The 26,495-nt window shown below is 47.0% G+C and carries 23 protein-coding genes and 2 pseudogenes; 15 read left to right on the forward strand and 10 right to left on the reverse strand.

Translation table 11 applies throughout. From position 1 onward, the window contains the following. The first annotated feature begins 159 nt into the window (after window positions 1–159). Window positions 160–861 carry an AzlC family ABC transporter permease gene (locus tag NX722_RS25990; RefSeq protein ID WP_262565744.1) on the forward strand — a complete coding sequence of 234 codons (702 nt, stop codon included), beginning with the start codon at window positions 160–162 and terminating at the stop codon, window positions 859–861. Further along, entirely contained in the window at window positions 854–1,189 is a 336-nt protein-coding gene (locus NX722_RS25995) for a branched-chain amino acid transporter permease (RefSeq protein WP_262565745.1), read from the forward strand. Before NX722_RS25990 ends, NX722_RS25995 begins: the two co-directional genes overlap by 8 nt. Before the next feature lie 96 nt (window positions 1,190–1,285). On the opposite strand, the gene NX722_RS26000 is transcribed toward NX722_RS25995, so the two are convergent. After that, a complete protein-coding gene (locus tag NX722_RS26000; RefSeq protein ID WP_262565746.1) occupies window positions 1,286–2,137 on the reverse strand; it encodes a hypothetical protein in 852 nt (283 codons plus the stop codon). Between the two features lie 35 nt (window positions 2,138–2,172). Here NX722_RS26000 and istA point away from each other — a divergent pair, with 35 nt between their 5' ends. The 4 genes and pseudogenes from istA to NX722_RS26020 form a co-directional block, all read left to right on the forward strand. After that, entirely contained in the window at window positions 2,173–3,711 is a 1,539-nt protein-coding gene (gene istA / locus NX722_RS26005; RefSeq protein ID WP_262564276.1) for an IS21 family transposase, read from the forward strand. 19 nt (window positions 3,712–3,730) lie between these two features. Continuing rightward, window positions 3,731–4,039 (forward strand): annotated as a pseudogene (locus tag NX722_RS26010) (ATP-binding protein); the annotation flags it as partial. A gap of 122 nt (window positions 4,040–4,161) precedes the next feature. Then, complete coding sequence (locus NX722_RS26015) at window positions 4,162–5,154, forward strand: IS30 family transposase (protein ID WP_262563592.1); 993 nt, start codon at window positions 4,162–4,164, stop codon at window positions 5,152–5,154. 6 nt (window positions 5,155–5,160) lie between these two features. Then, window positions 5,161–5,610: pseudogene (locus tag NX722_RS26020) on the forward strand (ATP-binding protein); the annotation flags it as partial. Between the two features lie 19 nt (window positions 5,611–5,629). On the opposite strand, the gene NX722_RS26025 reads toward NX722_RS26020, so the two are convergent. After that, window positions 5,630–6,757 (reverse strand): DEAD/DEAH box helicase family protein, encoded by a 1,128-nt coding sequence (locus NX722_RS26025; protein WP_262565747.1) that lies wholly within the window; start codon window positions 6,755–6,757, stop codon window positions 5,630–5,632. Window positions 6,758–6,778: 21 nt separating this feature from the next. Continuing rightward, a complete protein-coding gene (locus NX722_RS26030) occupies window positions 6,779–7,354 on the reverse strand; it encodes a hypothetical protein (RefSeq protein WP_262565748.1) in 576 nt (191 codons plus the stop codon). 380 nt (window positions 7,355–7,734) lie between these two features. On the opposite strand from NX722_RS26030, the gene NX722_RS26035 reads away from it, so the two are divergent. Continuing rightward, window positions 7,735–9,438 carry an IS66 family transposase gene (locus NX722_RS26035; RefSeq protein ID WP_262563696.1) on the forward strand — a complete coding sequence of 568 codons (1,704 nt, stop codon included), beginning with the start codon at window positions 7,735–7,737 and terminating at the stop codon, window positions 9,436–9,438. On the opposite strand, the gene NX722_RS26040 is transcribed toward NX722_RS26035, so the two are convergent. The 4 genes from NX722_RS26040 to NX722_RS26055 all read right to left on the reverse strand — a co-directional run bounded on the left by NX722_RS26040 (window position 9,400) and on the right by NX722_RS26055 (window position 13,741). Beyond that, the gene (locus tag NX722_RS26040) at window positions 9,400–10,587 is read right to left on the reverse strand and encodes a site-specific DNA-methyltransferase (protein WP_262565749.1); all 1,188 of its coding nucleotides are present in this window, start codon (window positions 10,585–10,587) and stop codon (window positions 9,400–9,402) included. The genes NX722_RS26035 and NX722_RS26040 overlap by 39 nt on opposite strands. Window positions 10,588–10,662: 75 nt before the next feature. Further along, complete coding sequence (locus NX722_RS26045; RefSeq protein WP_262565750.1) at window positions 10,663–12,609, reverse strand: helicase-related protein; 1,947 nt, start codon at window positions 12,607–12,609, stop codon at window positions 10,663–10,665. After that, a complete protein-coding gene (locus tag NX722_RS26050; RefSeq protein WP_262565751.1) occupies window positions 12,609–13,517 on the reverse strand; it encodes a DEAD/DEAH box helicase in 909 nt (302 codons plus the stop codon). The genes NX722_RS26045 and NX722_RS26050 overlap by 1 nt, the downstream gene beginning before the upstream one ends. Window positions 13,518–13,546: 29 nt before the next feature. After that, the gene (locus NX722_RS26055) at window positions 13,547–13,741 is read right to left on the reverse strand and encodes a helix-turn-helix domain-containing protein (protein WP_262565752.1); all 195 of its coding nucleotides are present in this window, start codon (window positions 13,739–13,741) and stop codon (window positions 13,547–13,549) included. 395 nt (window positions 13,742–14,136) lie between these two features. On the opposite strand from NX722_RS26055, the gene NX722_RS26060 reads away from it, so the two are divergent. The 5 genes from NX722_RS26060 to NX722_RS26080 are packed head-to-tail and all read left to right on the forward strand — an operon-like array spanning window position 14,137 to window position 19,685. Beyond that, on the forward strand, window positions 14,137–16,206 hold the full coding sequence (locus NX722_RS26060; protein ID WP_262565753.1) for a hypothetical protein: 2,070 nt from the start codon (window positions 14,137–14,139) through the stop codon (window positions 16,204–16,206). A 2-nt stretch (window positions 16,207–16,208) separates the two neighbouring features. Then, complete coding sequence (locus NX722_RS26065; protein WP_262565754.1) at window positions 16,209–16,661, forward strand: hypothetical protein; 453 nt, start codon at window positions 16,209–16,211, stop codon at window positions 16,659–16,661. Between the two features lie 42 nt (window positions 16,662–16,703). Next, window positions 16,704–18,200, forward strand: coding sequence for an ISKra4 family transposase (locus NX722_RS26070; protein ID WP_262563767.1), 1,497 nt, complete (start codon window positions 16,704–16,706; stop codon window positions 18,198–18,200). Window positions 18,201–18,229: 29 nt separating this feature from the next. After that, entirely contained in the window at window positions 18,230–18,577 is a 348-nt protein-coding gene (locus NX722_RS26075; RefSeq protein WP_265442390.1) for an OmpA family protein, read from the forward strand. Further along, window positions 18,567–19,685 carry a hypothetical protein gene (locus tag NX722_RS26080; protein ID WP_262565756.1) on the forward strand — a complete coding sequence of 373 codons (1,119 nt, stop codon included), beginning with the start codon at window positions 18,567–18,569 and terminating at the stop codon, window positions 19,683–19,685. Before NX722_RS26075 ends, NX722_RS26080 begins: the two co-directional genes overlap by 11 nt. 27 nt (window positions 19,686–19,712) lie before the next feature. Here the strand turns inward: NX722_RS26080 and NX722_RS26085 are convergent, their stop codons facing one another. Continuing rightward, entirely contained in the window at window positions 19,713–20,657 is a 945-nt protein-coding gene (locus NX722_RS26085; RefSeq protein ID WP_322740985.1) for a TnsD family Tn7-like transposition protein, read from the reverse strand. Window positions 20,658–20,707: 50 nt separating this feature from the next. On the opposite strand from NX722_RS26085, the gene NX722_RS26090 reads away from it, so the two are divergent. Beyond that, window positions 20,708–21,700, forward strand: a complete 993-nt coding sequence (locus tag NX722_RS26090; protein WP_262565757.1) for an IS30 family transposase — start codon at window positions 20,708–20,710, stop codon at window positions 21,698–21,700. Here the strand turns inward: NX722_RS26090 and NX722_RS26095 are convergent. After that, window positions 21,650–22,567, reverse strand: a complete 918-nt coding sequence (locus NX722_RS26095) for a TnsD family Tn7-like transposition protein (protein WP_262565758.1) — start codon at window positions 22,565–22,567, stop codon at window positions 21,650–21,652. The two genes, NX722_RS26090 and NX722_RS26095, sit on opposite strands and share 51 nt — an antisense overlap. A gap of 105 nt (window positions 22,568–22,672) precedes the next feature. Between NX722_RS26095 and NX722_RS26100 the strand changes: the two genes are divergently transcribed. After that, window positions 22,673–24,319 (forward strand): IS66 family transposase, encoded by a 1,647-nt coding sequence (locus tag NX722_RS26100; RefSeq protein WP_262565759.1) that lies wholly within the window; start codon window positions 22,673–22,675, stop codon window positions 24,317–24,319. A 217-nt stretch (window positions 24,320–24,536) separates the two neighbouring features. Here the strand turns inward: NX722_RS26100 and NX722_RS26105 are convergent, their stop codons facing one another. Further along, window positions 24,537–25,241, reverse strand: a complete 705-nt coding sequence (locus NX722_RS26105) for a hypothetical protein (protein WP_262565760.1) — start codon at window positions 25,239–25,241, stop codon at window positions 24,537–24,539. 15 nt (window positions 25,242–25,256) lie between these two features. Between NX722_RS26105 and NX722_RS26110 the strand changes: the two genes are divergently transcribed. Then, window positions 25,257–26,492 (forward strand): ISL3 family transposase, encoded by a 1,236-nt coding sequence (locus NX722_RS26110; protein WP_262563604.1) that lies wholly within the window; start codon window positions 25,257–25,259, stop codon window positions 26,490–26,492. Window positions 26,493–26,495 lie beyond the last annotated feature (3 nt).

Below are 26,495 nucleotides of genomic sequence, written 5' to 3' on the forward strand. Positions count from 1 at the left end.
TCACTTCAAAGGTTCTGAAACAATCCTCTGGTTACAGAGGTTATGCACTTATGATACGAATTCAGGTATTAAAAAAAAGTTATAATGAAAATTTATTGCCGTAAGGTTATTTTTATTAAGATTTCAAGCTGTTTGGACTAGGGATGAGAAGAATTTATTATGAGAAATGTAAGTTTATCAAAAATATTTAAGTTAACTCTTCCTGTGGCAACAGCATATGTTCCTCTTGGACTAGCTTTAGGTGTATTCATGGTTTCCAGTGATATCGCGTGGTTCTGGGCACCTGTTTCAGCCTTATTTATTTTTGCTGGCTCAATCGAATTTCTAGTAGTCACTTTCATACTAGCTGGTTATCCTATAGCTGCTGTCGCATGGACAGCCCTTGTTGTCAATTTCCGCCACATATTTTATGGTCTTTCATTTCCATTAAAATCACTGCGATCGCTTCCACAAAAAGCTTATGGAGTGTTTGCACTTACCGACGAAACTTACGGAATAGTTTGTGCTGGCAATGGTAAGGATTTGACAGGTATAGAAATCACATTGCTTCAAGTAACCAGCCATTTTTGGTGGGTAGGAGCAGCTTTTCTTGGAGCTGTACTGGGTACATTCATTCCGCCTGAAGTAACAGGGTTTGAGTTTGCACTAACAGCAATGTTTATTACATTAGCTGTGGATGCTGTTCGTAATGACCCAGATAAAATATTGATCTTGTATTCTTTAGTGTCATGTGCTTTTGGCTTATTAATGGATAATTATGTTTTAGATTCATCTTTTCTTGGTTCGGGTGTTTTTTGTTACTTAATTTTAATAAGTAAAGATTACAACCACATTAAAAACAGGAGCCTTCTAAATGAATGATGACTTTACAACTTTATTAATTATAATAACTGTGACAATTGTTACTTTCACTTTACGTATGACTCCATTTATTTTGATGGATAAAATATCATCAAGCCAGTACCTTAAATATATTGGTAACAAAATGCCTATAGGCATCATGATTATATTAGTGGCCTATACCTTTATTGATACAGACTTCTTAAATTCGCCATACGGAGTTCCACAACTTATATCATCGTTAGCAGTTTTGGCTCTTTATTGGTATCTAAAAAATTCTCTCATAGCAATAGCTATTGGATTGATGACTTATTTAACATTGGTGAATAGTAACATTTTGATGTTGTAGATAAAATGCCCCCTGAATTTCTTACAGGCTTGATGCTTCTTTGAAGCAGCTTAATATATGTACAGTGAACTTTTCGAGGGAATGGGCGCAATACCCCTAGGAGTCATTGGCAATCACGGTCAGCCGGTTGATGGAGGCATCGTGCACCCGCTCGCCCCTGCTGTTGACTGGCAGACGCAGACCACGACCAATCTCCTGACGCTTTTTCATCACGCTGTTGGATTCGTTCAGGGTACAAATCTGGAAGACATTGGGGTTATCCCAACCTTCCCGAAGCGCCGTGTGGCTGAAGATGAAACGCAACGGCTCCGCGTCATCCAGCAGACGTTCCTTGTCCCGCATAATCAGGGCGTAGGTGTCATCGTCGGCCTGCGTCGTGCCTTTGGTGTCCTTGATCTTGCCCTTCTTGTCTTTGGAGAAGTAACCGTTATGCACCTCTTTTGCCGACCAGTTCAGCAAATCCTTGTATTCCGATTTAGCGGTTAGACGTGAATAGGCTTCTTCAAACCATCGGGCAAATTTGCCGGGAGTCTTGTTGCCCTGGTCGTCGTATTCCCGATAGCTGGCCACCTTGTCGATAAAGAACAGGCTGAGTACTTTAATGCCCTGGCCTTTCAGTGCCTTTTCCTTTTTCAGGTGCTGCTCAATGGTTTCCTCAATCTGGGCTTTCAGCAGGGCATCGCCGTAATCACCCAGCGGCTGGGAGAAGGTCACGCTACGGCCAGCGCCCAGAGTCAGTTTTTCAAAGCCCGGCTCGCAGCTAATATCTGCCACCTGATAGTTATCCTGATATTCCATGCGGAAGATGGGTATTCCGGAGCCATCCGGCCACCGATTCCGGTAACATCCGGCCACCCATTCCGTTAGTATCCGGCCACTGATTCCGGTACATCCGGCCACCCCATTTCCGACCAGTGGCGCAGTCCCATAATTCACCGCTACCCTCAAACTTGAGACCTCCTCAAGGACGAGTGGATAGCATCATGAAGAGACTGCCCATGCGCAAAATTCGTGAAGTACTCAGGCTCAAATTCGAGCACCAACTCAGCATCCGGAAGATTGCCAGTAGCTGCAATATTTCCAGAGCAACCGTCAGTGATTACCTTAACCGGTTTGCTGCCTCCGGGCTGGAATGGCCTTTGTCATCTAATCTGGATGAGACGACACTGGATCAACAACTGTTTCCCGTTCAGCCACCTGCTTCAAAGCGCCAACTGGCCTTGCCAGACTGGAGCGAAATTCATCAGGAACTTCGCAAGCCCGGTGTCACCCTTATGGTGCTCTGGCAGGAATACAAGACCAACCATCCTGAAGGCTATCAGTACAGTTGGTTCAGTGACCGCTATAGAGAGTGGCGAACGCACCTTGATGTTGTTATGCGCCAAAATCATATTGCAGGCGACAAGCTGTTCATCGATTACGCCGGACAGACGGTTCCTGTCGTTAATCAGCACACAGGAGAGGTTCAGCAGGCGCAGGTGTTTATTGCGACGCTTGGTGCCTCCAGTTACACCTATGTAGAAGCTACATTATCTCAGTCTTTGCCAGACTGGATAGGCTCTCACGTGCGTACCTTTGAATACCTGGGTGGAGTACCCAATAACCTGGTGCCGGATAACCTGAAAAGTGGCGTGAAGCATCCTCATCGTTATGAGCCTGAGATCAATCCTACTTATCAAGACCTGGCCGAACATTATAATGTCGCTGTCGTACCCGCCCGGGTCCGATCTCCAAAAGATAAAGGTAAGGTCGAGTCTGCTGTTCAGATAGTTGAACGGTGGATACTGGCGCGTTTACGCCACCAGACATTCTTCTCCCTGGCTTCACTCAATGAGGCTATTGCAGGGTTACTGACAGAACTGAATAACCAACCGTTCCAGAAACTGTCCGGTAGTCGTCGTTCATTGTTTGATTCTCTCGATAAGCCTTCACTGCGCCCACTGCCTGAAATGCGTTATCAATACGCAGAATGGAAGGAGGCACGAGTACATATTGACTACCACGTAGAGGTCGACAAACACTACTACTCAGTCCCTTATCAGCTGGTCAAAAAGCAATTAAGTGTACGCATGACCAGTCAGACGATTGAGTGCTTCTATAAGGGGCAGAGAGTCGCCAGCCACCGCCGTTCGCAGCATAAGGGCAGGCATACTACTCAAGCCAGCCACATGCCGGAAAAGCACCGTAAATATGCCGAGTGGACACCAGAACGAATGCAAAGCTGGGCGGCAAAAATCGGACCTGAAACCGCAGCCGTCATCCAACGCGTCCTTGCAACACGGCGTTATCCTGAGCTGAGTTACCGAAGTTGTCAGGGCATCATCCGTTTAGCCAAAGGCTACGGTAACGACCGACTTGAAAACGCCTGTCGTCGTGCACTTTATGCAGAAACCTGCACTTACCGGAGCATAGAGTCAATCCTGAAGCACAACCTCGATCAGCAACCGCTTCCGGAACTGGAGCCAGAGACGGTGTTGCCTGATGAGCACGAGAACCTTCGGGGTTCAGACTACTTTAACTAACGACGGCAGGAGAATAAAAATGTTAATGAACCCTACGATGGAAAAGCTTCAGGTTCTGAAACTTACCGGTATGCTCGAAGCATTAGATGAGCAGCTTAAAAGTCCGGATATAGAGCAGTTGTCGTTCGATGAACGGCTCGGCTTAATGATTGACCGTGAGATGACCGCAAGGGATAACCGGCGTTTAAAAACACGGCTTAAAAAAGCACGACTACGTCATGATGCCTGCATGGAAGACATAGACTATCGTCACCCCCGTGGTCTTAAACGAGACCAGATACAGCAGTTGTTATCCAGCCACTGGATACGGGAGCATCAGAACGTGATCACCTGAATTCGTATCATAAGTGCATAACCTCTGTAACCAGAGGATTGTTTCAGAACCTTTGAAGTGAATCAGAACTCAGGGGTATTCTGTAAAGCAACCAAACCATACAGAGGAAGCCAAGGATGGCCTATACACACCTGAGCTCTGAAGAGAGATATTATATCGAAACTGAACTCAAAAATGGGACTTCACAAAACAAAATTGCTAAAAAGCTTGGCCGTTCACAGCCTACCGTGTCGCGAGAAGTAAACCGCAATAAAGGGCAAAGAGGGTACAGGCACCAACAGGCTAATCGCACAGCTCGGCAGCGGCACAAAGATAAGCCAAAAGCTATTAAGCTGACAGACGACATTAAACAACGTATTTCAAACGATATCCGTTCAGATTGGAGTCCTGAACAAGTGGCTGGAAGGCTTGAAAAGGACGGTGTAATCAAGCTGCATCATGAGACGATTTATCAATTTGTAGCGGATGATAAACGGCGCGGAGGCTCGCTCTATAAGCACTTGAGGCACCAGAAAAAAACTTATCGAAAGCGATACGGTTCAGCTCATAACCGAACCGGTATACCAAATCGGGTTGGCATTGAAGAACGCCCCGAAGTGGTCAACAACAGAGAGCGAGTTGGTGACTGGGAAGCTGATACTGTAATAGGTAAAAATCATAAAGGAGCCATCGCTACATTAGATGAACGAAAAACCAAGCTTCGCCTTGCTGTCCCTCTACCAGGCAAGAAGGCAAAAGCGGTTAAACAGGGAATAATTGACGTACTCAAGCCTCTGAAAAGGTTTGTAAAGACAATAACATACGACAATGGAAAGGAGTTTGTTCAGCATGAATCAATTGCCAAAGCTTTAAAATGTGACAGCTACTTTGCTGCCCCCTACCATTCTTGGGAAAGAGGCCAGAATGAGAATGCTAATGGTTTGCTAAGGCAGTATTTCCCCAAGTCGATGGAGCTTAATGGCGTGACAGAAAAAGATGTCATCATTGCAGTGGATAAGCTGAACAACAGGCCAAGAAAGTGCCTGGGCTACAAGACTCCTTATGAGGCATTTAAAGAGTCAACTGGAATAGATGCAAGAAAAGTCATGGGTTATGCACTTATGACTTGAATTCAGGTCATTACAGGGCCGACGGGTGTAGGAAAAACCTGGCTGGCCTGTGCAATGGCACAGAAGGCCTGCCGGGATGGGTACACAGTGCAGTACCTCAGGCTGCCGAGATTACTGCAAGATCTGAACCTGGCAAGGGCTGACGGTCGCTATGTGAAACTGATGACAGCACTGGCAAAAACTGACCTTCTTCTTTTAGACGACTGGGGTCTATCACCTCTGACAGAAAGCCAGCGGCGTGACCTGTTGGAAATAGTAGAAGACCGGCACAATGTAAAAAGCACCCTGGTCACCAGTCAGATGCCGGTAGATCACTGGCATGAATTGATCGGTGATCCAACACTGGCAGATGCCATTCTGGACAGGCTGATTCACAACGCTCACCGGGTGCCACTTAAGGGTGACTCCCTGCGCAAGAAACAGTCAAAACTGGCAAAGTCAGAACTTACGTCCTAAGCTGCTATCCGATGCGTCGCTACGCTCCGAAAAGGGGTGGCCGGATACACTGGAACAGGTGGCCGGATGTTACCGGAATGGGTGGCCGAATGCGCTGGAATACCCAGAAGAGGCTTTTCTTCGCATCGCCAGACTTCAGGTACAGGTCATCCCCCTTTTTCACCCAGACCTTTTTGCGTTTCTGTGTGTTGCCTTGTTGGGCGTTGATCTCGACCTGTGCCTTGATGCCCTTGCTGTGATCCACTTTCAGCAGTTTCACATAGGCACTGTTAAAGCTCTCTTCTTCCCGCAGGCTGGCTACTTCAATGCGCTTGACCAGCTTCAGGTCAAAGGCTTGAACCGGGTCGAGCTTGTAAAGCAGGTTGTGCTTGTTGAAGTGCGTCGCGGAATAGCGCAGGGTAAGCATGGGTTTCAGGCTTTCCAGGGCTTCGGAACGCTTGGTGCTCCCCTTGAGGGTGTCGCCTTCCACCGATTGCGGCTCGTCAATCATCACAATGGGGTTGGTGGCACTGATAAAGTCGATAGGCCGATAGCCGGACAGGTCATCCCGGTCCTTGTGCATAATGGCGCTGGCTTTATCGAAGGCCTGAATGTTCATCACCATAATCTGCAACTGGTTAGAGGTGGCGAACTCCCGCACCTGGTTCAGTTCGGTGGAATCGTAAACAAAGTGGTTGAACGGTACATTGTCGTACAATGTCCGGAAGTGGTCTTTCATCACCTTAATGCTTGTCAGCACTCCTTCCCGCACCGGCACACTGGGCACCACGATGATGAACTTGGTAAAGCCGTAAGACTTGTTCAGTTCAAACAGGGTGCGCAGGTAAACGTAGGTTTTACCGGTTCCGGTTTCCATTTCCACGGAGAAGTGCCTGCCAGCCAGCTCGGGAATGGCAGGAATATCGTTTTTCTCCTGAATGGGGTGCAGGTTTTCCAGCAGTTTGTCGTTTTGAAGCGTCAGCTGGTTGGCAATAGCTGGAACCCCTTCCAGACCCTCGCCCAGGCTCATCTGGCTGCCGGTGTTGCCGCCTGCGCCCATGGTGACTTCAAAGGTACTGCGTGCCAGCGGCTGGCCTTTGAACAAGCCGACCACCGACTGAATGGCGTCCTGCTGGTAGCCCAGGGACGCATCGAATTTTAATTTCATGATTGCTCTTCCCTGAATGCCTTAAACCACCTTGAAGACAATATCGGTTTCACTGTTCTGGTTGTAAGCCTTTACCGTTTGTACCGCGTTCACCTTCAGCTGGTCGTTGCCAGCAAAGGCGCTGTCTTTGACGATGATTTCCGCAGGCTCGGCGGCCACCATGGCTTCCACGGTTTCTGGCTCAATACGGTCTTCCAGACAGATCAGCAAGGCATCTTCGGCAATGGAGAACGCCCTCTGGTTGCCAAAGGTTTTCTGTTCGATGGATTCGGTTAGTTCAAAACCGGCTTTCAGCAGCAGTTCGTATAGCAGGTCTTCCTGTTGGGTTTCCTGAGCGATATGGCTGGAGTGCAGCTCCAGATTGGCCTGGAGCTGCTCGACATTGCCGGGTTCTACTTCGCTTTGCCATTGGTTGAAGTGGGATTTGTCGAGTTTGTAGACACGGAAGCCTAAATCAATTTGATCTTTTTTTTCAATTTCTTCTGCAATCTTAATGGCTGAACGTCGGATTCGCTCTTTTCCAATTTCTGCAATTGTGTTGTAGCCTGCTTTCTTAGCTGATGTACTATCATCGCAGGGCTCAGGAAGTTGAACCATGATAAACTTCCGTTTACCGCCATCTTTAGCGTTAAGTGAATACAATGAGTGTGCGGTTGTAGCGGAGCCAGCGAAGAAATCTAGAACTATCGACTCTGTATCAAATCGACAAGCAGCTAGAGTTAGCTTTGAGATTAGTTTGCTAGGTTTTGGGAAACTCATCAAGTTCTGAACACCTAAAAGATCATGCAGCTCATCGAAACCGTCTTCATTTGTTCCCCAGCCATCTGCAAAAAGATCGTCTGAATGTAAAAAGCTTGTCCCTGTTGATTCCGTACCTTTCATGGGAAGTAAATCTTTTGTAACTGCTCAAAATTGACTGGCAAATCAACCTCTACAGGTCAAAGAAAGTTATCCTGATCTTTCGTATATTTCACCGTATGCACCTGCCTGACTCACTATTCTCCAGTACAGACAATGAACAGTTGCGTTCATTCGTCAAAAACCTTCTCGACACGGTCGAGAAGCAATCTGTGCAAATTGAAAGGCAGCGCGTTCAGATCGAACAGCTGGTCGAAGAGAACGAACAGCTTCGAGCAGAAATTCGCCACCTGAAGAAGCACAAGGGCAAGCCTAAAATCAGGCCTAATGTCTCGGACAAGGGCGATGATCAGGAAGACAGCTCTTCTGCGGAAGACACTGATCAGGCTGCCGGGAAAAGTGACACTGATCGTCCGCCGAAAAGTAAACGACCACGATCACAAGAAGCCGGTGAAACCGCTGCACCACCAATGACTGTTGACCGAGAGGAAATCTGTTCAATCGCTGCTCCCGGTGAGAACTGGCGCTTCAAGTGCTATATCGACTTTTTCCATACTGAGCTGGACTTGCGTTTTGTCACTACTCGCTACAGGCGTGAGTATTACACAACTCCGGAAGGCGGGGTGTCAGCCCCGCTACCTGATCATGTGAAAGACCGTTTTGGCGACAACCTGAAAGCCCATCTGCTGGATTTTTATCATTCATGCAGTACGACACAGCCACTACTGCTATCTTGGCTGCACGACCATGGATGCTCAATATCAGAAGGTTCCCTGAGCAACATCCTGACGAAAGGCCATGATATTTTCCACCAGGAAAAAGAAGAATTGCTGGAAGCAGGGCTGACTTGCTCTGATTATCTCCAGGCCGACGACACAGGTGCTCGCCACCAAGGAAAAAACGGCTACTGCCTGTTTATCGGCAACCCTTATTTTTCCTACTTCCATAGCAGCGACAGTAAGAGCAGGATTAATTTCCTGGGCTGTCTGCAAGGGCAGCAGCGGCTTTATCTTCTCAACGACGTTGCCATTGACTACATGGAGAATCAGGTTGATGTGTCGAAGAAGTGGATCACTGCGCTATCCGAATGCGGCGAGAAGCGTTTCTCAACAGAAGAAGAGTGGGAGAGCTTCCTTAACAGCATTGGTTGTGCTGCCCCGCAACAAAGGCGCTGGGCGACAGAGGGTGTTTTAAAGGCCGCATTGATGCTCAATCATCGCCTTGAGAACCTGATTATCCATAGCGATGGAGCCCGGCAGTTTGATACAGCCTTTCAGCATTCGCTGTGTTGGTACCATGCGGGAAGAAACATGGACAAGCTGATACCGGCCAATGACCTGGAACGAGCCGCCCGTGACACCGTGCAGGATCAGTACTGGTGCCTCTACGACGACATTGAGGCCTACCAGAAAAAACCAACGGACAAGGAGAAACAGAAGCTCTACCAGGAGTTTGATCGTTGGGTAACACAGCGGGTTGACTACCCTGCCTTGCAGGCTGAGTTGGGCAAACTGATGGTTGTCAGGGAAGAGCTGTTATTGGTTCTTGAGTATCCGTGGCTGCCACTGCACAACAACCTGAGCGAGAGGCAGATCAGAGAGTATGTGAAACGGCGAAAGGTTAGCGGTGGTACCCGGAGTAAACTTGGGAGGAAATGCCGCGACACCTTTGCCAGTTTGAAAAAGACCTGTAAACAACACGGGGTGTCCTTTGCCAACTATCTCAGGGACAGGCTGACTGGAACCAATCTGATTCCGCAGCTGGGGCATCTCATCCTGAAGGCATCAGGCTATCAGGAAACGGTTCTTGCCAATGGAATATGAGCAGTTACAATCTTTTAACATTTTTAAACGGGGTTCAGATACTACGCGCCTAAAATAAAGGTCTTGAGTAACATATAAGCTTTTATCATTTGAGTACTTATCTAAAAGCTCCTGAGAATAAATCCAGTTGCTCTCGACTTTAACATCTTCTTGTAATATCCCATTGCGAATAATCATATCGGATAGGAGTATCATCTCCATATTTCCAGAGCTTATTCTACTACCTGATTTAACGGTATGATTTTTTTCGCGGAACTTGCTTGGTATTCCCTTTTTTATAGTTCTTACACCCCTAGTGTTGGTTGTTTTTATAACTGGATATGTCTCCTTGTTTCTTGCAATTTCACCAATTAATCCATTAAATTCCCGTTTGTTTTTTGAACAAACTAATACATATTCTTTAATATTGGTTGCAGCACCAGATAAAAAAGCACCCTTTTTTTTCTTTTCCCATACCAGTTGAGAAATGAAATTTTCTTCACCAAAAATCTCATTACAAATCCGGCGCAAGTTCTCTACTTCATTATCATCAATAGAAATAAAAATAACCCCATCTTCCCGCAACAAATTCTTCGCCAGATAAAGCCGTGGATACATCATATTCAGCCACTTGGAGTGAAAGCGACCTTCGGTAGTGGCATTGGTGGAGAACTTCCTGCCTTCGTCGTCTACCAGACCCGCATAAGCCATATAGGTCTCAATGGTTTCCTGATAGTTATCCGGGTAGATAAACTCCTTGCCCGTGTTGTAAGGCGGGTCGATGTAGATCATCTTCACCTTGCCGAAGTAGCTTTTCTGCAACAACTTCAGGACTTCCAGGTTATCGCCTTCGATAAACAGATTTTCGGTGTTGTCAAAATTCACCGACTCTTCCCGACATGGCTTCAGGGTGGCGCGGGAAGGTTCCTGAATCACCTTCATGCAGTCCGCCTTGCCCGGCCAGGTGAGGCCATAGCGTTCCCTGCCGGTGTCGATGGATTCGCCCAGTACCCGCTGAAGTTGCTCAAAATCCACTTTGTCTTCGTTGAACACTTCCGGGAACAGCTGTTTCAGTTGCTGCCGTTTTTCTTCCGCAATGTCCATGGATTCCAGTGCCATACGAGGTGGCATTTCCATTTCGTCATTAATGTTGGGATTGCGCTCTAACATATCCGTGCTTGTCCTTTCAGGCTTACTTGCCCGGTTTCACTTAAAAAAGAGTTTAAAAAGCGTTAAAACAGCCGGTTACTTCACTTTCCAGCGTATCCGGAACAGTTCGGTCTCTTCAACAGCCATTTGCAGACGTTCTTCCACCTGATCGAGCAGATGGTCTTTGCGTTGTTCAATGCCCCGGGATTCGCTGTCGTATTCACGCCATGCGCTGTCCCGTTTGCTTTCCAGCTGGCGGGCCTGACGTTGCAGCTTCAGTTTGGCGGGCATGCTCGATGCCTGACGACCCTGCTTTTTCAGCTCTTTCAGTTCGTCATCCAGTTTTTTCAGCTGGTCTTTTAATCCACGGCGCTTGTCGTCTGCCCAGCGGTCCAGCTTCTCCATTTCCTGTTCGAACCACTCCCCGTAACGCTGTTCAACTTCCTGCAGAGTGTTGCCCTTGAGTTGTTCCAGGGCCTGATTCAGCTGTTCCTGTGCCCCGGCACCGATGCTCTGGCCCGACTCTTCAGCGGGAAGGTTCAGCAATCGCACAAAGGTGTCGGCGGATACGTTATCACCCTGGTCGGTAAAGCCTGCCAGCAGTAAAAAATCTTCCTGCTCGGCCCCGGCTATGGTCAGGTGCCGACACAGTAAGCTGCCGCTTTTTCCTGCCAGTGGTTCCAGCGCCACGCTGTTTTGCGGGTGGTTGCTGTAGTCAAACACCAGACTGGCAGGCGGTGTTTCCAGCCGTTTGCAATGTTCGATAACGTGCTGCGCCAGAGGGTGCCCCAGCCGGTAGGTGTGAGCCTCTTCTACGTTTTTGCCCAGCTGGTAAGTGCCGGTTTCAATGTTCAGCCCGCCGCGGGGGCTTTGTTGCAGGGTGAACTGGTAGCTGTTGGGCGTGAAGCGGGCGTATTGCTGCAAACCGTAGCGGGTCAGTTCCCAGAGCAGAGCGCTGTATCGGTCCAGGTAGTGCTGGCTTTCCTTCAGGTTGACCCGCAGTTTGTCGTGAACTTCGGCATCGAAGTTTTCCAGCAACTGCTGCCGGGTACGCTGCATGGCGGTGCTGATCTGGCTGTCCAGCTCGGTGCGCAGCTGTTTGAATTCTGCTTCTATGGCAGCGGGCGTCCGGCAGTTCTGGTAGATATCAACAATACGTTTTTCAAAGTCGATGCCGCCCTCAATGGTTCCCAGTACTTCATCGCTGGCACCGAATACCCCGCTGAACAGGGAGAATTTTTCTGACAGAAGCTCAAACACCCGCTGGTCAGCGGCATTGGCTTTGTTCAGGAAGTTAATCACCACCACATCGTGCTTCTGACCATAACGGTGACAGCGGCCAATGCGCTGTTCAATACGCTGCGGGTTCCAGGGCAGGTCGTAATTCACCACCAGAGAACAGAATTGCAGGTTGATGCCCTCGGCAGCGGCTTCGGTGGCGATCATAATGCGGGCATCGTTTTTAAAGTGATCCACCAGTGCGGCGCGCATATCGGCAGTGCGGGAACCGGTGATTTTATCGGTGCCCATGTGCGCCTGTTGCCAGTCTTTGTAGAGCTGTCGGGACTGCTCATCGCTGTTGCTGCCGTTGAATAGCACCAGCTGGTCGGCATAACCGTTGTCACTGAGCAGGCGCACCAGGTAATCCTGGGTGCGTCGGGATTCCGTGAAAATAATCGCCTTGTCGGAAGCGCCCAGTTCTTTTGCCTTGGCAAATCCGGCTTCCAGGGCTTCGAGCAGGGCTTCACCCTTGGCGTTTTCGCAGATGGAAACGGCCAGATCCCGAAAGACTTCAAGGTCGTCAATTTCCCGCTCAATGGCAGAGATGTCTTCGGGAGTCAGGGCTTCCTGTTCAGCCTGATCAACGCTCCAGTCATCTTCCAGTTCGTCCAGCAGTTCGAAATCACTGCCTAGCTCATCCATGCGGTGCACCAGACGCTGGTTGTCATTGAGTTGCCGTTGCAGTTTGCCCGCCAGTGAGTCAAGGGCTCCCGCAATCGCAAAGGTGGAGGACGCCAGCAGCTTGCGCATCACCAGCGTCATCAGTTTGCGCTGACCGAGGGCAGAGCCTGAAGATTGGGGCGGGTTAAATATTCCGACACCATATCGTACAGGTCCTGCTCTTCGTCGGTGGGCGTAAACTCCTGGGTGAGGGGTGTGCGGTTGGTGTAAGGTACGTACTCCAGTACCTGTCGACGCAGGGTGCGGTGACAGATGGGTTTCAGGCGTTGCTTCAGTTCTTCAAAGCAGGCATCGGAACCCAGCCGGGCGTATTTGGCGCGGAAGCTCTTTTCATCACCGAAAGCGTATTCGTCGATAAAACTGACCAGCCCGTACAGTTCCAGAAGGCTGTTTTGCAGGGGAGTCGCCGTCAGCAGAATTTTGGGTACGTTGGTGAGCGCAGTTCGTAAGGCTCTGCCGGTTTTGTTGCTGGATTTATACACATTCCGCAGACGGTGGGCTTCGTCCATGACCACTAAATCCCAGCGTACCAGCATCAGCTCTTCTGCCATTCGGGCAGCGAACTGGTAGGAACAGATGATGATTTCCGGCTGTTCAAACGGGTTGGACTGTCCCTGCTTCTGCGCCTGTTTGTAGCTTTTGCTTTCCAGCAGCATGGACGGCAGGAAGAACTTTTCCTGAAGTTCCTGGTTCCACTGTTTGCGCAGGCTGGCAGGGGTGATAATCAGGATTTTGCGCTTGTTCTCTGCCCATTTCTGGCTGAGTACGAGCCCGGCTTCAATGGTTTTGCCCAGCCCTACCTCATCAGCCAGTATCGCGCCATTGGACAGGGGTGACTTAAAGGCGAACAGCGCAGCTTCGACCTGATGGGGGTTGAGGTCCACCTGTGCGTCCAGCAGTGCGCCAGCCAGCTTTTCCATGCTGACGGAAGAACACTTTTTGGTGAGCTCGTAAGCGAAATATTTCGCCTGATGGGGAGTGAGTGACATTGTGCTTCCTGACGAATTGTTCCTGATGCTTAGTGTTGTTGCGCTGTCTGTTGCTCAATCCATTTCTGAATGGACGCACGCTGGAAGCGCCAGGAACCACCCACTTTAAAAGCAGGGAGGGAGCCGTCGGTCGCCAGTTTGTAAAGGGTTCTTTCGTTGACCTTGAGGTAATCCGCCAGCTCTTTGATAGTAAAAATCTCTTCTGTGGGATGGTTTACATCCATGCGGTGTTCAGTCCTGTCTTGGAATAAAAAGTAAAATATTCATGAAATTTCGTAATGGTTGCAAATTATTGCGGACGGGGTGCGGGGTGTGTATTGGTGAAAATACGAGGGTGATCCGGGTTTGTGGGTGTATTGAGAAAAATATTGAGGTGGGTCAATGGCTGAGAGGGTTTCGGTAAGTTGCTAAGAGGGTTATCTGGTGGCAGCAGGTCGAGTGTTGGCGTGAAGTGGTAGGGAAGTAGAGGGTTTTGTGTGTATAGCTGGCTGGGCAATAATGAAACTGAACTCTGTTTTTAATTTCTAATGAACACTTAAATTTGAGCTATTCTTTTTTTTGGAACGAAGGAACTGCTTTCTCAATACAAAAATAACCTTACGCATCGGAGATGTTCATTTTGATTTCGACAGCGATTGAAGACTTTATCAAAACTATTCCTACCAGCCAGATCACTGAGTATTTTATCTATGTTCTGATAGGTGTTTTTCTTCTCTCTTTGTTCTGGAAGCGGCAGAACAAACATCAGGCATTTACTCAATATACCCCTACGTTGCTGACATCACTGGGAATGCTGGGAACTTTCACAGGCATTGTGACCGGGCTTCTTGACTTCAACCCTGAAGATTTGGATAGCAGTATCGGGCCACTTCTTGAGGGGCTGAAGACGGCCTTTATAACCAGCCTTGGGGGAATGTTTCTTTCCATTTTATACAAAGGCGTAGTCTCGTCCGGGGTTTTCAATTCACCGGTTGCTGAGGAAAAAAATCCGGATGAAGTAGGAGCTGCTGATCTCTTGAACGAGATGCGGAACCAGTCTTCGGGCATAGATTTATTGAGAAAGTCTATTGCTGGAGATGGTGATGACAATTTGATGGGACAGTTCAAACAATTAAGGACGGATCTTGCAGACAATCACAGGACAGTTGACATGCACCTGAAGCTGACAGCCAAAGCTGTTGACAGGTTAAATACTACAGCAACCCGGCAAGAGGAAGCTTTTGGTGAGTTTCAGTCGAAACTGTGGGTAGCGTTGCAGAACTTTGGTGATTTGCTGTCTAAGTCTGCGACTGAGCAGGTTATGGAAGCATTGAAACAGACCGTCAAAGAGTTTAACCAGAATCTTGTGGATCAATTTGGTGATAACTTCAGCCAGCTCAATGATGCAGTCAAAGAATTGGTTACCTGGCAGGAAGATTACCGTCATCAACTTGCAGAGATGAAAGTGCAGTATGACCAGGGTGTAACGGCAATCACGAAAACTCAGGGTGCGGTGGAGAAAATTGGTTCTGAATGTCAGAAAATACCTGAAACAATGGAAAGTCTGTCCACGCTGATCAACAAAAACCAAGAACAGAACGAAGAGTTGGAAACCAGTTTTGGTGCCTTCGCCACAATAAGGGAGAAGGCGGCTGAGGCGATCCCTGTTATTGGTGAACAGCTCGATAAACTGCAGGATGGAAGTACCCGTTTGGCGAAAGTGCTGGAAGACGGTAGCACTCAAATCGAACAAAGCTGTTCTGAAGGTTCCGGAATGCTTAAAAATGCTGCGAATGAAGGGGCAGGAAGTATCAAGCAAGGATGCCAAGAACTGTTTGATAAGGTGACTTCTGGGGCAGAGGCTTTGAGTGGTGCGTGTAGTACTTCAGGTACTGAGCTGGCCAAAAAAATGGAGCAGGCTGGAAAGGAATTTAATGGAAGCTGTACAGAAGCGGGTACAGAGTTATCAGCAAAAGTAAAAGAAGGAGCTGAAGCGATAAATCAAGCTTGCACTACTTCTGGCAGCACATTAGTTGAAAAGGCAAAAGATGCAGGTAATGAGTTATTCGGTAGTTGCGAAGATGCTGGTACTCAGCTGATTGAAAAAGTAACGCAGGGGGCAGAAGTATTAAATAGGGAATGCACTACTGCTGGTGCCAGCTTGCTCAATACGGTAGAAACTGCAGCTAAGGAATTCTCAAGTAAGTGTACGGAATCAGGAAACAATATATCACTAAAATCTGGTGAAGGAGCTGACGCACTCAAGCAAGGTTGCGTTTCTGCTGCGCAAGAGTTTACAAGTGCTTTGAATGTTGGCGCAACAGACTTCCTAAAATCTTACAAAGAAGCTTGTAACGCTCTGAATGCTGAAACTGAAAAGGCATCAAAACTATTGATTAGTGAATGTAAAAATATAACTGATGTAATGAAGGATTCAATAGACAGACAAATCAAAGAGCATCAAGAGAAGACTGATCAGGCATTTGATGGACTTGAAAAACTAATTGAAAAAATTCTAAAAGATACAGCTAAAGCAGTAATTAAAAAAATAGAAATGCTTGATGAATCAATGGAAAAGGAGCTTAAAAGAGCATTGGAAGTGATGGGAGGGCACTTAGCCACCATTGTAGAAAAGTTTACGCAAGACTATAAAATCCTTGTTGATGAAATGGAAAAAGTTATCAATGACATAAATGGACGTAGGTTTTGATAATGAATAATAAATTCCTTTCAGTTCACGATGAACAAGAGGAAAATCACTGGCTGTCAGTATCCGATTTGATGGCTGGCCTGATGATGATTTTTCTTTTTATATCCATTGCCCTGATGAGAAGTGCGATTCTTGAAAGGGACAAGATAAAACAGGTGGCTGTTGCCTATCAGGAAAATCAGGTGGCTATTTATCAAGCACTAAAAACGGAGTTTGTGGATGATTTAAACCGTTGGGATGCTGAGATAGAAGAGGATACGTTAACCTTTATCTTTAAATCACCTGATGTACTTTTCAAAACAGGTGAAATTGAACTTAGCCAGAAATATAAAGAATTATTGAGTGATTTTTTTCCAAGATACATGGGTGCGGTTCATTTGCTACGACGCTCTACCCCAGCAAAACCAACCACTTTGACGACTGAGAGCAAAGAAAAAAGGGCTGTTTCGTGGTGATATAACGTCGCCAAACAAATAACACCGGAAAAGCAGCCCTTTGTGAACGCATCTTACGCCAATACTCTCGACTTTCAATTTTTTTCTCCTGCACAGGATCACTTTAATAGCATGATCCGCCACCTCGAATCTGCCTGCCTGCAGGAACATGGCACAACTGAAGAGTACATTCGAACCAATGGGGACGAGCTGCTTCGGCTAATGTTTCAGGGCTATCTCGATAAACAGGCTGAAGATGAAGAAAGAGCAGTGTCTGTCACTCCCGCTGACGGCATACCTCGTAACCATATTCGTCAAAATACCAGCCGGGTTCTCACCACGGTGTTTGGCAAGGTAACGGTCAAACGGTTTGCTTATAGCCAGCGCAATGTCTCCAACGAATTCCCACTGGATGCCGGGCTCAACCTTAATAACGACCAATATTCTGATGGTGTACGCAAGCGTGTGGTCACGGATGCTATTGATCGTTCTTATGACAATGTCGTCAAACGGCATCGTGAAAATTGCCCCGGCATAGTTGGCAAGTACCAGACAATAAAGCTGGTTGAAGGCACAGCTCAGGATTTTGTCGAATTCTATGAACAACGAACCATAGAAGATGAGCAAACAGATGACCTATTGGTTCTGAGCTTTGACGGGAAAGGTCTGGTCATGTTGCCAGATGGGTTAAGGGAAGCGACCCGCAAGAATGCAGAGAAAAGCAAGAAAAAATGTCAGACACGTTTAAGTCCGGGAGAAAAGAAAGACCGGAAGCGTATGGCTATGGTGGCGACTGTTTACACTGTGCGGGCAAACCCACGCTCACCAGAGTCCATCATGAACTCTGAAAAGAAAGCGGACAATGTCGTCAAATTTCGACCTCCAATACGCAACAAGAGGGTTTGGGCCAGTGTTGAGAGGGACGGAGAAACAGTCATCGAAGAAGCCTTTGATGAGGCTCTCAAGCGTGACCCGGAACGAAAACGACAATGGGTTGTCGTGGTCGATGGGCATCCGCATCAACTGAAAATGATTGAAAGAGTTGCCCGCAGAAAACAGGTCAAAACCAGCATCATAATGGACTTCATTCATGTGCTGGAATATCTGTGGAAAGCCGCTCATTGTCTGCATGATAAAGGTGATAAATCTATTGAGAAATGGGTTGAGCAGCAAGCACTGAAAATTCTTCATGGGCAGTCGGGTCGGGTAGCCAGGGGCATAAAGCAAAGTGCCACGAAACGAAAATTGAAGAATCGGGAAGCTATTGATAAATGTGCTAGCTATCTGCAAAAAAACAGAGACCGGCTTTGCTACGATAAGGCGCTACGCTCAGGCTTTCCTATTGCCAGCGGAGTGATTGAAGGCGCTTGCCGACATTTGATAAATGACCGTCTTGATATAACAGGCGCACGATGGAGCCTGCAAGGCGCGGAAGCCATTCTGAAGCTTCGCTCAATAAACTCCAGTGGAGACTGGGATGAATACTGGTCATATCACCATTCGTGCTCTAAGAAACGAAATTACGGTGAGTTGATGGTGAATAGGGAGGCTTCGTCGTAGCAAATGAACCGCACCCAAGATACATGAACGTGTTGACCCCTTATCGTGGTTCTATCAATGAAATACGAATAGAGGGTCATACCAGCAGTATCTGGAATAAATATACGGCAGCCAGCGAAGCGTATTTTAAAAACATGAGTCTGTCACAAGGGCGCACACGATCTGTTCTGGAGTATGTTTATGGCCTCAAGTCCAGCCAAAGTTATCTACAGTGGATCAGGTCAAATATAGCCGCTGTAGGGCTTTCATCCTCTAAATTGATTTTCGACAAAGCTCAAAGGGAAGATCGGGCAAGATCCCAGCGAGTCAGTTTCCGGGTTATTACCAATGCAGACATCCAAATAAAAAATATTCTGGAAAAAGCTAATGAAGATTAACGTAAATTTCAACACTTTGTTAGAAGCTGTTCATCGTATGGGAGCAAAGGAAAGCGGGCTGAAATTGGCAAGTATTTCGTCAGGTCGTGATCTTGAGTTTGATACGGAGCTTAGTTCTACCAAAGGGATTGAAATTCAATTAAGTGATGTTGATACCAAACATGGACTGTTAAGTTATAAGGGAAGGCAAATTTTGCTTTATATACCTGATCATGACAATAGACTTAAAACTGAAAGGGCTATTGAAAATGGATCAAAAGGGAAGAAGTTTCATGTGTGTGATTGTAGAACGCTTGAGGATATGCGCAATCAAAATAGATATGAACGTTACACGGTAACAAATAACCTTTCTGGATTGTTTTTTATATATGGTGGCGGTCTTGAGGGAGAAACAGAACTTAATGTGTGCTACAACTGCATGGAGAAATTAAACTACAAAAGTTTTTGTAATTTAAGCTACTCGGGTCGTTGGGGAACAATAAGAAATTTTAATATGGAAGAATTTTTCTCTAAATACAGTTCTATCTTTAGATATTTGCCTAAGTTCAGATCAGATAAAGAAAAAGGTTATACAGAAGACTGGAAAGAAAAATCCATCCACGCAAGAGAGAAAGCCGGATTCATATGTCAGCACTGCTCTGTGAATTTATCTCAGCCTGGGCACAGAGGTTTATTACACGGTCATCACAAGAATGGTGTGAAAAGTGATAATTCTGATAAAAACCTTATTGCTTTGTGTGCTGACTGCCATCGAAAAGAACCATATCACGAACATATGCATGTAAGCCGCCAGAATATTATGCAGATTAATGCTTTAAGGCGAGAACAAGGTTTGCTCAACCGGCTCGAAGATTGGAAAGATGTTTACAAGTTTGCTGATCCAGCTTTACATGGAGTGCTGAATCTTTGCCAGCAAGCAGGTGAGCATGCACCTGAAGTTGGTTATGAAATAAGAACTGAACAAGGTGAATACGTTACCACTCTTGATATTGCCTGGCCGAACTTCTGGATAGATGGTAGAGGACTGGGTGTGAGTTTAGGAGAAAAAGAGAATCTTCCGAACTGGGAGATTTTGGATTTGAGTGAAGCCCTAAAGCACTTTTCTTAACCGAGAAAAACGACTCCCGAGTCGTGTTCAAATGACTTTGATAGAGGATCGTTCTGACAAAGCCAGAGATCCACTGACAGATAATATGGACCCGACGGATTTAGCCTCGGAACAACTCCGATAAAGTTGAGAGTAACGCTTTTGCACAGAATGGATGCGGGTATCTCGCAAAAGCAGCCACTGCTGCTCAACCGGTCGTTGGTAATTGAAATCTCTTTTCTGTAACGCTTGAGCCTGTTCGAGGACCGCCCCTGAAACGGGTGGAAAAGAGGAAGCTATTTTAAGTAAGCGCCTTGCCGAGTAAATGCTGAATAGCGTAGGTTCGGCTTTGTAGAGGGCGTGCAGCTTCCGTAGCTGAAAATCTTCATGGGTCTCTGCAAACCGGGTTAACTGACGCCAGAAAGCAGGCATAGTCTTGCGGATATGAGTCTGTGGATTACGGACTTTCAGAGCCTGCAAAATATAAGAGATTGACAGACGCTGGTTTTCTGGAGGGCTTGTCATCATGCAGAGGACAAGTCTGCGAAGCCCTTTGATTGCTTTCCTCTGCCTTTTTTTCCAAAGGTCATGCTGATGCTTGTAACGGTGGGATTGAGCCTGAGAGGGTGTCAGCGCTTTTGGAAGGTGCTTATAAAGCCACTTTTTGTCATGGTTTCTCAACCAGATAAAAACCTCAGGGAAAGAGTCAGTCAGAGACTTTCTGGTCATGTCCGGATTGTTCTGAATGAGCGATAAAGCCTTGTCTCGGAGCTGGTTCAGTTGTTCTGTATGCCGGGTTTTCTTCAGCCTACGCCGTGCTGCCCTGATTTCAGGGTGAGATAACAACAAGTTATCCACAGTGCTTTCAGGCAGGCCAACTTTTTCACCGGCCATTTTCATGGATAGGCCGGTTTTTAGCAGTCCTGAATTCGTATCATAAGTGCATAACCTCTGTAACCAGAGGATTGTTTCAGAACCTTTGAAGTGAATCAGAACTCAGGGGTATTCTGTAAAGCAACCAAACCATACAGAGGAAGCCAAGGATGGCCTATACACACCTGAGCTCTGAAGAGAGATATTATATCGAAACTGAACTCAAAAATGGGACTTCACAAAACAAAATTGCTAAAAAGCTTGGCCGTTCACAGCCTACCGTGTCGCGAGAAGTAAACCGCAATAAAGGGCAAAGAGGGTACAGGCACCAACAGGCTAATCGCACAGCTCGGCAGCGGCACAAAGATAAGCCAAAAGCTATTAAGCTGACAGACGACATTAAACAACGTATTTCAAACGATATCCGTTCAGATTGGAGTCCTGAACAAGTGGCTGGAAGGCTTGAAAAGGACGGTGTAATCAAGCTGCATCATGAGATGATTTATCAATTTGTAGCGGATGATAAACGGCGCGGAGGCTCGCTCTATAAGCACTTGAGGCACCAGAAAAAAACTTATCGAAAGCGATACGGTTCAGCTCATAACCGAACCGGTATACCAAATCGGGTTGGCATTGAAGAACGCCCCGAAGTGGTCAACAACAGAGAGCGAGTTGGTGACTGGGAAGCTGATACTGTAATAGGTAAAAATCATAAAGGAGCCATCGCTACATTAGATGAACGAAAAACCAAGCTTCGCCTTGCTGTCCCTCTACCAGGCAAGAAGGCAAAAGCGGTTAAACAGGGAATAATTGACGTACTCAAGCCTCTGAAAAGGTTTGTAAAGACAATAACATACGACAATGGAAAGGAGTTTGTTCAGCATGAATCAATTGCCAAAGCTTTAAAATGTGACAGCTACTTTGCTGCCCCCTACCATTCTTGGGAAAGAGGCCAGAATGAGAATGCTAATGGTTTGCTAAGGCAGTATTTCCCCAAGTCGATGGAGCTTAATGGCGTGACAGAAAAAGATGTCATCATTGCAGTGGATAAGCTGAACAACAGGCCAAGAAAGTGCCTGGGCTACAAGACTCCTTATGAGGCATTTAAAGAGTCAACTGGAATAGATGCAAGAAAAGTCATGGGTTATGCACTTATGACTTGAATTCAGGAGTTTTAAAACCTGCTGCTCTTGCTCTGGAGTTATCTTTTTGGGCTTGGCTCTGTGCTGTATGCCGTGGAGTTTGGCTAACTTCCGAACGGTGTAGTAGGAGATACCAGACTCTCTGGCGGCTTTAGTGAGAGAAACACCATCCCTTAAGAGTTTGATTACCGGCTCATGGTTGTTGTCAGCCGTTTGTTGCTTTTGAGGTTTGGCATCAACAGAGTGCAGCCTGGCTACTCTGTGATCGCAATGGTTCAAAAAGCCACTGAGCAGAATATGTTTGACTGGGTGAGTTCGATGACTTGGCCTAAGAGCATCCCGAACGAAGTTGTGCTCTGTTCCTGAAGCCCTTACATTGGCGAAGTCTGTCTGATTGAGTAAATCGGACCAAAAACTTCTGATATTTGAGAGTAACTCTTGACGACGAATATAGCCTGCTGTGGATATATAGCCTGTACTCTCAAGCTGCTGTTTATAGTGCTTGACTCTCTCGGTGGCAGACTGATTAGCCCCTGTAAAATTTTGGCAGAGTTGTGCTGACAGCTGTGCAAAAAGTACTTCTTTGTCAGAGGCCTCATGAGTTTCTGCATAGTTTACATTTGGAATAGCCAAAATCTTTGGGCGTATTTCCGTTCGGATTAATTTGCACTTATGGATATGGCAGGCTGAGACTCCAGGCAGGGCATGTATTTGATGCCAGTAAGCAACTCCGTGGGTTTCAATATCGTGCTCAGCGCACAAAGGGCAAAAAGAGTGATAGCCTGGTATGCTCAGGCGACTGTTCACAGAACCGGTTTCGATTTCCAGCACTTTGGGCTTATCACCGGAAATTGCCTTCCATAATGATCTGGCATATTTCTCAGGCATGTAATGGGCAAAATATGGGTAAGCTGTAACTGCTCAAAATCCGTAGGCAAGTCAAGATACACACGTCAATGCTTCCGGCATCCAAACCAGGCATAATTCCAGCCCATGAACCCATCAAAAACCTCAGCGCTTGAAACCGAAGTCAGTGACCTAAAAAAACTTGTCAGCAATCTGCTCGACAAGGTTGAAAAGCTGACGGCTGAAAATACTGCCCTGCGCGAGGAAGTCCGGCACCTGAGAAAACTCAAGGGGCAACCAAAAATTCGTCCGAATAAGAAGACACCGGAAGACGGTAAAGATAAGAAAGACAGCAAACCAGCATCATCCTCTGGCAACACAACACCACCAAAGAGCAAACGACAGCGTTCGCAGAAACCCGGTCAAACCGCCAAACCCAAACCAACTTCTGTGCAGGAAAAAATATGCCAGGCAGAAGGTGTGCAGGACAACTGGAGAAGCAAGGGTTATCAGGACTTTACGCATATTGACCTGGAGCTGAAATTTACAACAACACGCTACCGTCGCGAAGTCTGGCTTACCCCTGAAGGCCAGACTGTCATTGCACCGTTACCCGCGCATGTAAAAGGCCGATTCGGAGACAACCTTACTGCCCTGGTACTGGATCTTTACCACTCTTGCAGTGTCACCCAGCCCTTGCTGCTCGATTGGCTGCATAGCCATGGTTGTCCAATCTCTGAGGGAAAGCTCAACGACTTGCTGATACACGGCCATGAACAGTTCCACCAGGAGCGAGAAGACATTCTCGAAACAGGTATTGCCTGCTCCCGCATGCTGCTTGTAGACGACACTGGAGCCCGGCATGATGGCAAAAACGGTTATTGTACTGTTATCGGTAATGATGCCTTCACCGTGTTTGCCTCAACTCCCAGCAAAAGCCGCGTTAACTTCCTGACTCTGCTTCAGGGGAAGTGCCGGTCTCACGTACTGAATTCGGTTGCAATCAGCTACATGAAACAGGTAAAGATGGCTGACAAATGGGTTGACGCCCTGGCTGCTTATGGTGAAACCCACTTCCTGAATAAAGCCGCCTGGGATGCTTTTCTGGATGACCACAAGATGTCTAGCAAAGAGCAACGGCGTAAGGCGACAGAAGCCGTACTCAAAGCTGGCCTGTTGGATAACGGTTTCCCGGAAGCCATGATCATCCACAGTGATGGAGCCCGCCAGTTCGACACTGCGTTTGACCACTCACTGTGTTGGTTCCATGCCAGCCGACCCCTGGCAAAACTGATTCCTGCCAACAAGCAGGAACGAGCTGCCAGCGACTGGATTGAAAAGCAATACTGGCACTTATACGACGACATTGAAGCGTATTGCCTGGCCCCGACAGAGACCCGAAAGGCTCAGATTACGCAGGACTTTAATCACTGGGTAACGACACAGGTTGACTACCCTGACCTGCAATACGAGCTGGGCAAATTGCATAGGGCACGGGAAGAGTTGCTTCTGGTGCTAGAGTATCCATGGTTGCCTCTGCACAACAACCTGAGTGAACGACAGATCAGGGAGTATGTAAAGCGCCGAAAAATCAGTGGCGGCACCCGGAGTACTCTCGGTCAACGTTGCCGGGATGTATTTGCAAGTCTTAAAAAGACGTGCAAGCTGCATGGCGTGTCATTCTCCAGATATCTAACGGATCGAATTTCTGGGGGTGAGATTATTCCCCGATTATCAGACCTGATACGAGAAAAATCTGCTCAGCTCATGAACAGTTCTGCCTACAGTTTCTGAGCAGTTACGGTAAGCTGTATGCTCCGTGATTATTTTATCGAGATCCATACGCAGGAGCTGTGAGAGCTTCTTTAAGCGGTATGTAGCCACACCGCAGGTTTGGGTGTAGCTGCAGTCCAGAACGGACTGATAGAAGCTATCAGCCCGCTTGTGGATGGCAAGCAGTTGGGTTCTTGCCATGAAGCTGGGGATTGTTTCGTTTGGTAATAAGCGCATTTCAGGTGAGTAACTCATCAAATGACTTGCAGAAAAAATTATTTTGTTTCAAACGGTTGTAGCAATCTTTCGGAGATTCTTTTTTTCGCTTGTTTTGTTGATACCTGTTTGGAGATATTGTTACTTTAGGTTCGTTATTTTCAGTGCCATTATCTTTTTTGGGTGTGCTTTTTTTGGTATTAGATTCTGGTTGCTCTCTCATCCTCTTCACTCTCTCGGCAAGAGGCATTAGCTCGTTGTATGCTTGATAATCTTGATCCTCTAAAGCTTGGAGTGCCGGGTGTAATAGCTTGAACTCCTTATTGTAAACTCTGTAAAGAAGGTCTGCATTGATAGTTTCCAGCCCTTGTTCAATTGCATACACATTAGCATGTTTTAGTAGTGTTGTAGTGCAAACGGTAATGCCCTGAGTACAAAAGTAAATTGCTTCTATAACATTTTTCGCAATAGCTTCATCAAATTCATCATCGGTTTTACCTTTTGATCTGAATATTTTGATGGGGTTTTGAACCCATTGCACTTCCCATAATTTCTCTACAAGCTTTAACCATGAAGGGTCGTCTATCTCTGGTTGCATCAGGTCGACAACTCCATCTTTTGACATTCTTCTTGCAACACTAAAGTTTCCATCATAAAGATCAAAACAATCATAAGTAGGCTCTTCCTCAATTTGAGTGGGTGATTTATTATATTCTGAAGCACTCAATGCAAGGATGCACCGATGCGTGATAAGCAACTCTATTCTCAAATACTGGGTATTGAGTCTCCTTGGTTCGTTTCTGAAGTTGAATTGTCATTACAGGATCAACAGGTTCGGGTATTCATTGAACACAATGGTAAAAAGGCCTGCAAATGCAGTGTTTGCGATAAGCCCTGCTCTGGCTACGACCACATCACTCAGAAGTGGCGTCATCTGGATACCTGTCAGTTTCAGACTATTCTAGTTGCCAGGGTTCCACGGACCCAGTGCCCTGAGCATAAGGTGTTAGCCATCAATGTGCCCTGGGCTGAATCTGACTCTCGATATACAGCTCTGTTTGAAGCCCTTGTTATTGACTGGCTAAAGGAGGCAACTACGAAGGCAGTTGCACGACAAATGAAGCTTGGTTGGAATGCCATAGACGGTATTCAGCAGCGTGCAGTGAAGAGAGGACTGGCTCGTCGTGATGCTAAGCCACCAAAACGAATCGCTGTTGATGAAACCTCATTTCAAAAGCATCATGAATACGTCACAGTGGTCACTGACCACGACCAAGGCGTTGTTATTCACGTTTCTGATGACCGTAAAAGTGACAGTCTCAACGAGTACTTTGACACACTGCCCTATGACCATAAAGAGGGGATCGAATGCGTGACGATGGACATGTCCAAGGCTTACATCAAGTCAGTCAGTGAGAATGTTCCAGACGCAGATCAGAAGATTGCATTTGATAAGTTTCACGTTGCTCAGTCTCTGGGTAAAGCTGTCAACAAGGTTCGGATAGAAGAGAACAAAGCCCTTGTAAACCAAGGTGTAGAGCTGCTTAAGGGGACTCGCTACGACTGGCTGACTAACCCTGAAAACATGTCTGAAGAGCAGTGGGATAACTTCGAACCACTGAGAAACTCGACACTTAAAACAGCTCGCGCCTGGGCCATCCGGCAAATGGCAATGAGCTTATGGAATTACAAGTCCAGAGCTTGGGCAATCAAGGCCTGGAAGAGGTGGCTATGCTGGGCGCAGAGATGTCGGCTTGAGCCCATAAAAGAAGTTGCCAGAACGGTCAAAGAGCACTTGTGGGGTATCATCAACGCTATTGTCCTTGAGGCTAATAACGGTCGAGCAGAGGGAGTGAACAGCAAGATTCAGAGTTTGAAGAATCGGGCTTGTGGCTTTCGAAACCGTGAAAGATATAAGACAGCGATCTACTTTCATCTTGGAGGCTTGGACTTGTACCCCACTGGCGTACATCGTTGAAAA

The sequence above is a fragment of the Endozoicomonas gorgoniicola genome, assembly GCF_025562715.2.
Taxonomy (GTDB): domain Bacteria; phylum Pseudomonadota; class Gammaproteobacteria; order Pseudomonadales; family Endozoicomonadaceae; genus Endozoicomonas_A; species Endozoicomonas_A gorgoniicola.

Coding starts and splice junctions, on each gene's coding strand:
- NX722_RS25990 (WP_262565744.1), top strand. CDS start 160: ATGAGAAATGTAAGTTTATCAAAAATATTTAAGTTAACTCTTCCTGTG.
- NX722_RS25995 (WP_262565745.1), top strand. CDS start 854: ATGAATGATGACTTTACAACTTTATTAATTATAATAACTGTGACAATT.
- istA (WP_262564276.1), top strand. CDS start 2,173: ATGAAGAGACTGCCCATGCGCAAAATTCGTGAAGTACTCAGGCTCAAA.
- NX722_RS26015 (WP_262563592.1), top strand. CDS start 4,162: ATGGCCTATACACACCTGAGCTCTGAAGAGAGATATTATATCGAAACT.
- NX722_RS26025 (WP_262565747.1), bottom strand. CDS start 6,757: ATGAAATTAAAATTCGATGCGTCCCTGGGCTACCAGCAGGACGCCATT.
- NX722_RS26030 (WP_262565748.1), bottom strand. CDS start 7,354: ATGGTTCAACTTCCTGAGCCCTGCGATGATAGTACATCAGCTAAGAAA.
- NX722_RS26035 (WP_262563696.1), top strand. CDS start 7,735: ATGCACCTGCCTGACTCACTATTCTCCAGTACAGACAATGAACAGTTG.
- NX722_RS26040 (WP_262565749.1), bottom strand. CDS start 10,587: ATGTTAGAGCGCAATCCCAACATTAATGACGAAATGGAAATGCCACCT.
- NX722_RS26045 (WP_262565750.1), bottom strand. CDS start 12,609: ATGACGCTGGTGATGCGCAAGCTGCTGGCGTCCTCCACCTTTGCGATT.
- NX722_RS26050 (WP_262565751.1), bottom strand. CDS start 13,517: ATGTCACTCACTCCCCATCAGGCGAAATATTTCGCTTACGAGCTCACC.
- NX722_RS26055 (WP_262565752.1), bottom strand. CDS start 13,741: ATGGATGTAAACCATCCCACAGAAGAGATTTTTACTATCAAAGAGCTG.
- NX722_RS26065 (WP_262565754.1), top strand. CDS start 16,209: ATGAATAATAAATTCCTTTCAGTTCACGATGAACAAGAGGAAAATCAC.
- NX722_RS26080 (WP_262565756.1), top strand. CDS start 18,567: ATGAAGATTAACGTAAATTTCAACACTTTGTTAGAAGCTGTTCATCGT.
- NX722_RS26090 (WP_262565757.1), top strand. CDS start 20,708: ATGGCCTATACACACCTGAGCTCTGAAGAGAGATATTATATCGAAACT.
- NX722_RS26095 (WP_262565758.1), bottom strand. CDS start 22,567: ATGCCTGAGAAATATGCCAGATCATTATGGAAGGCAATTTCCGGTGAT.
- NX722_RS26100 (WP_262565759.1), top strand. CDS start 22,673: ATGAACCCATCAAAAACCTCAGCGCTTGAAACCGAAGTCAGTGACCTA.
- NX722_RS26110 (WP_262563604.1), top strand. CDS start 25,257: ATGCGTGATAAGCAACTCTATTCTCAAATACTGGGTATTGAGTCTCCT.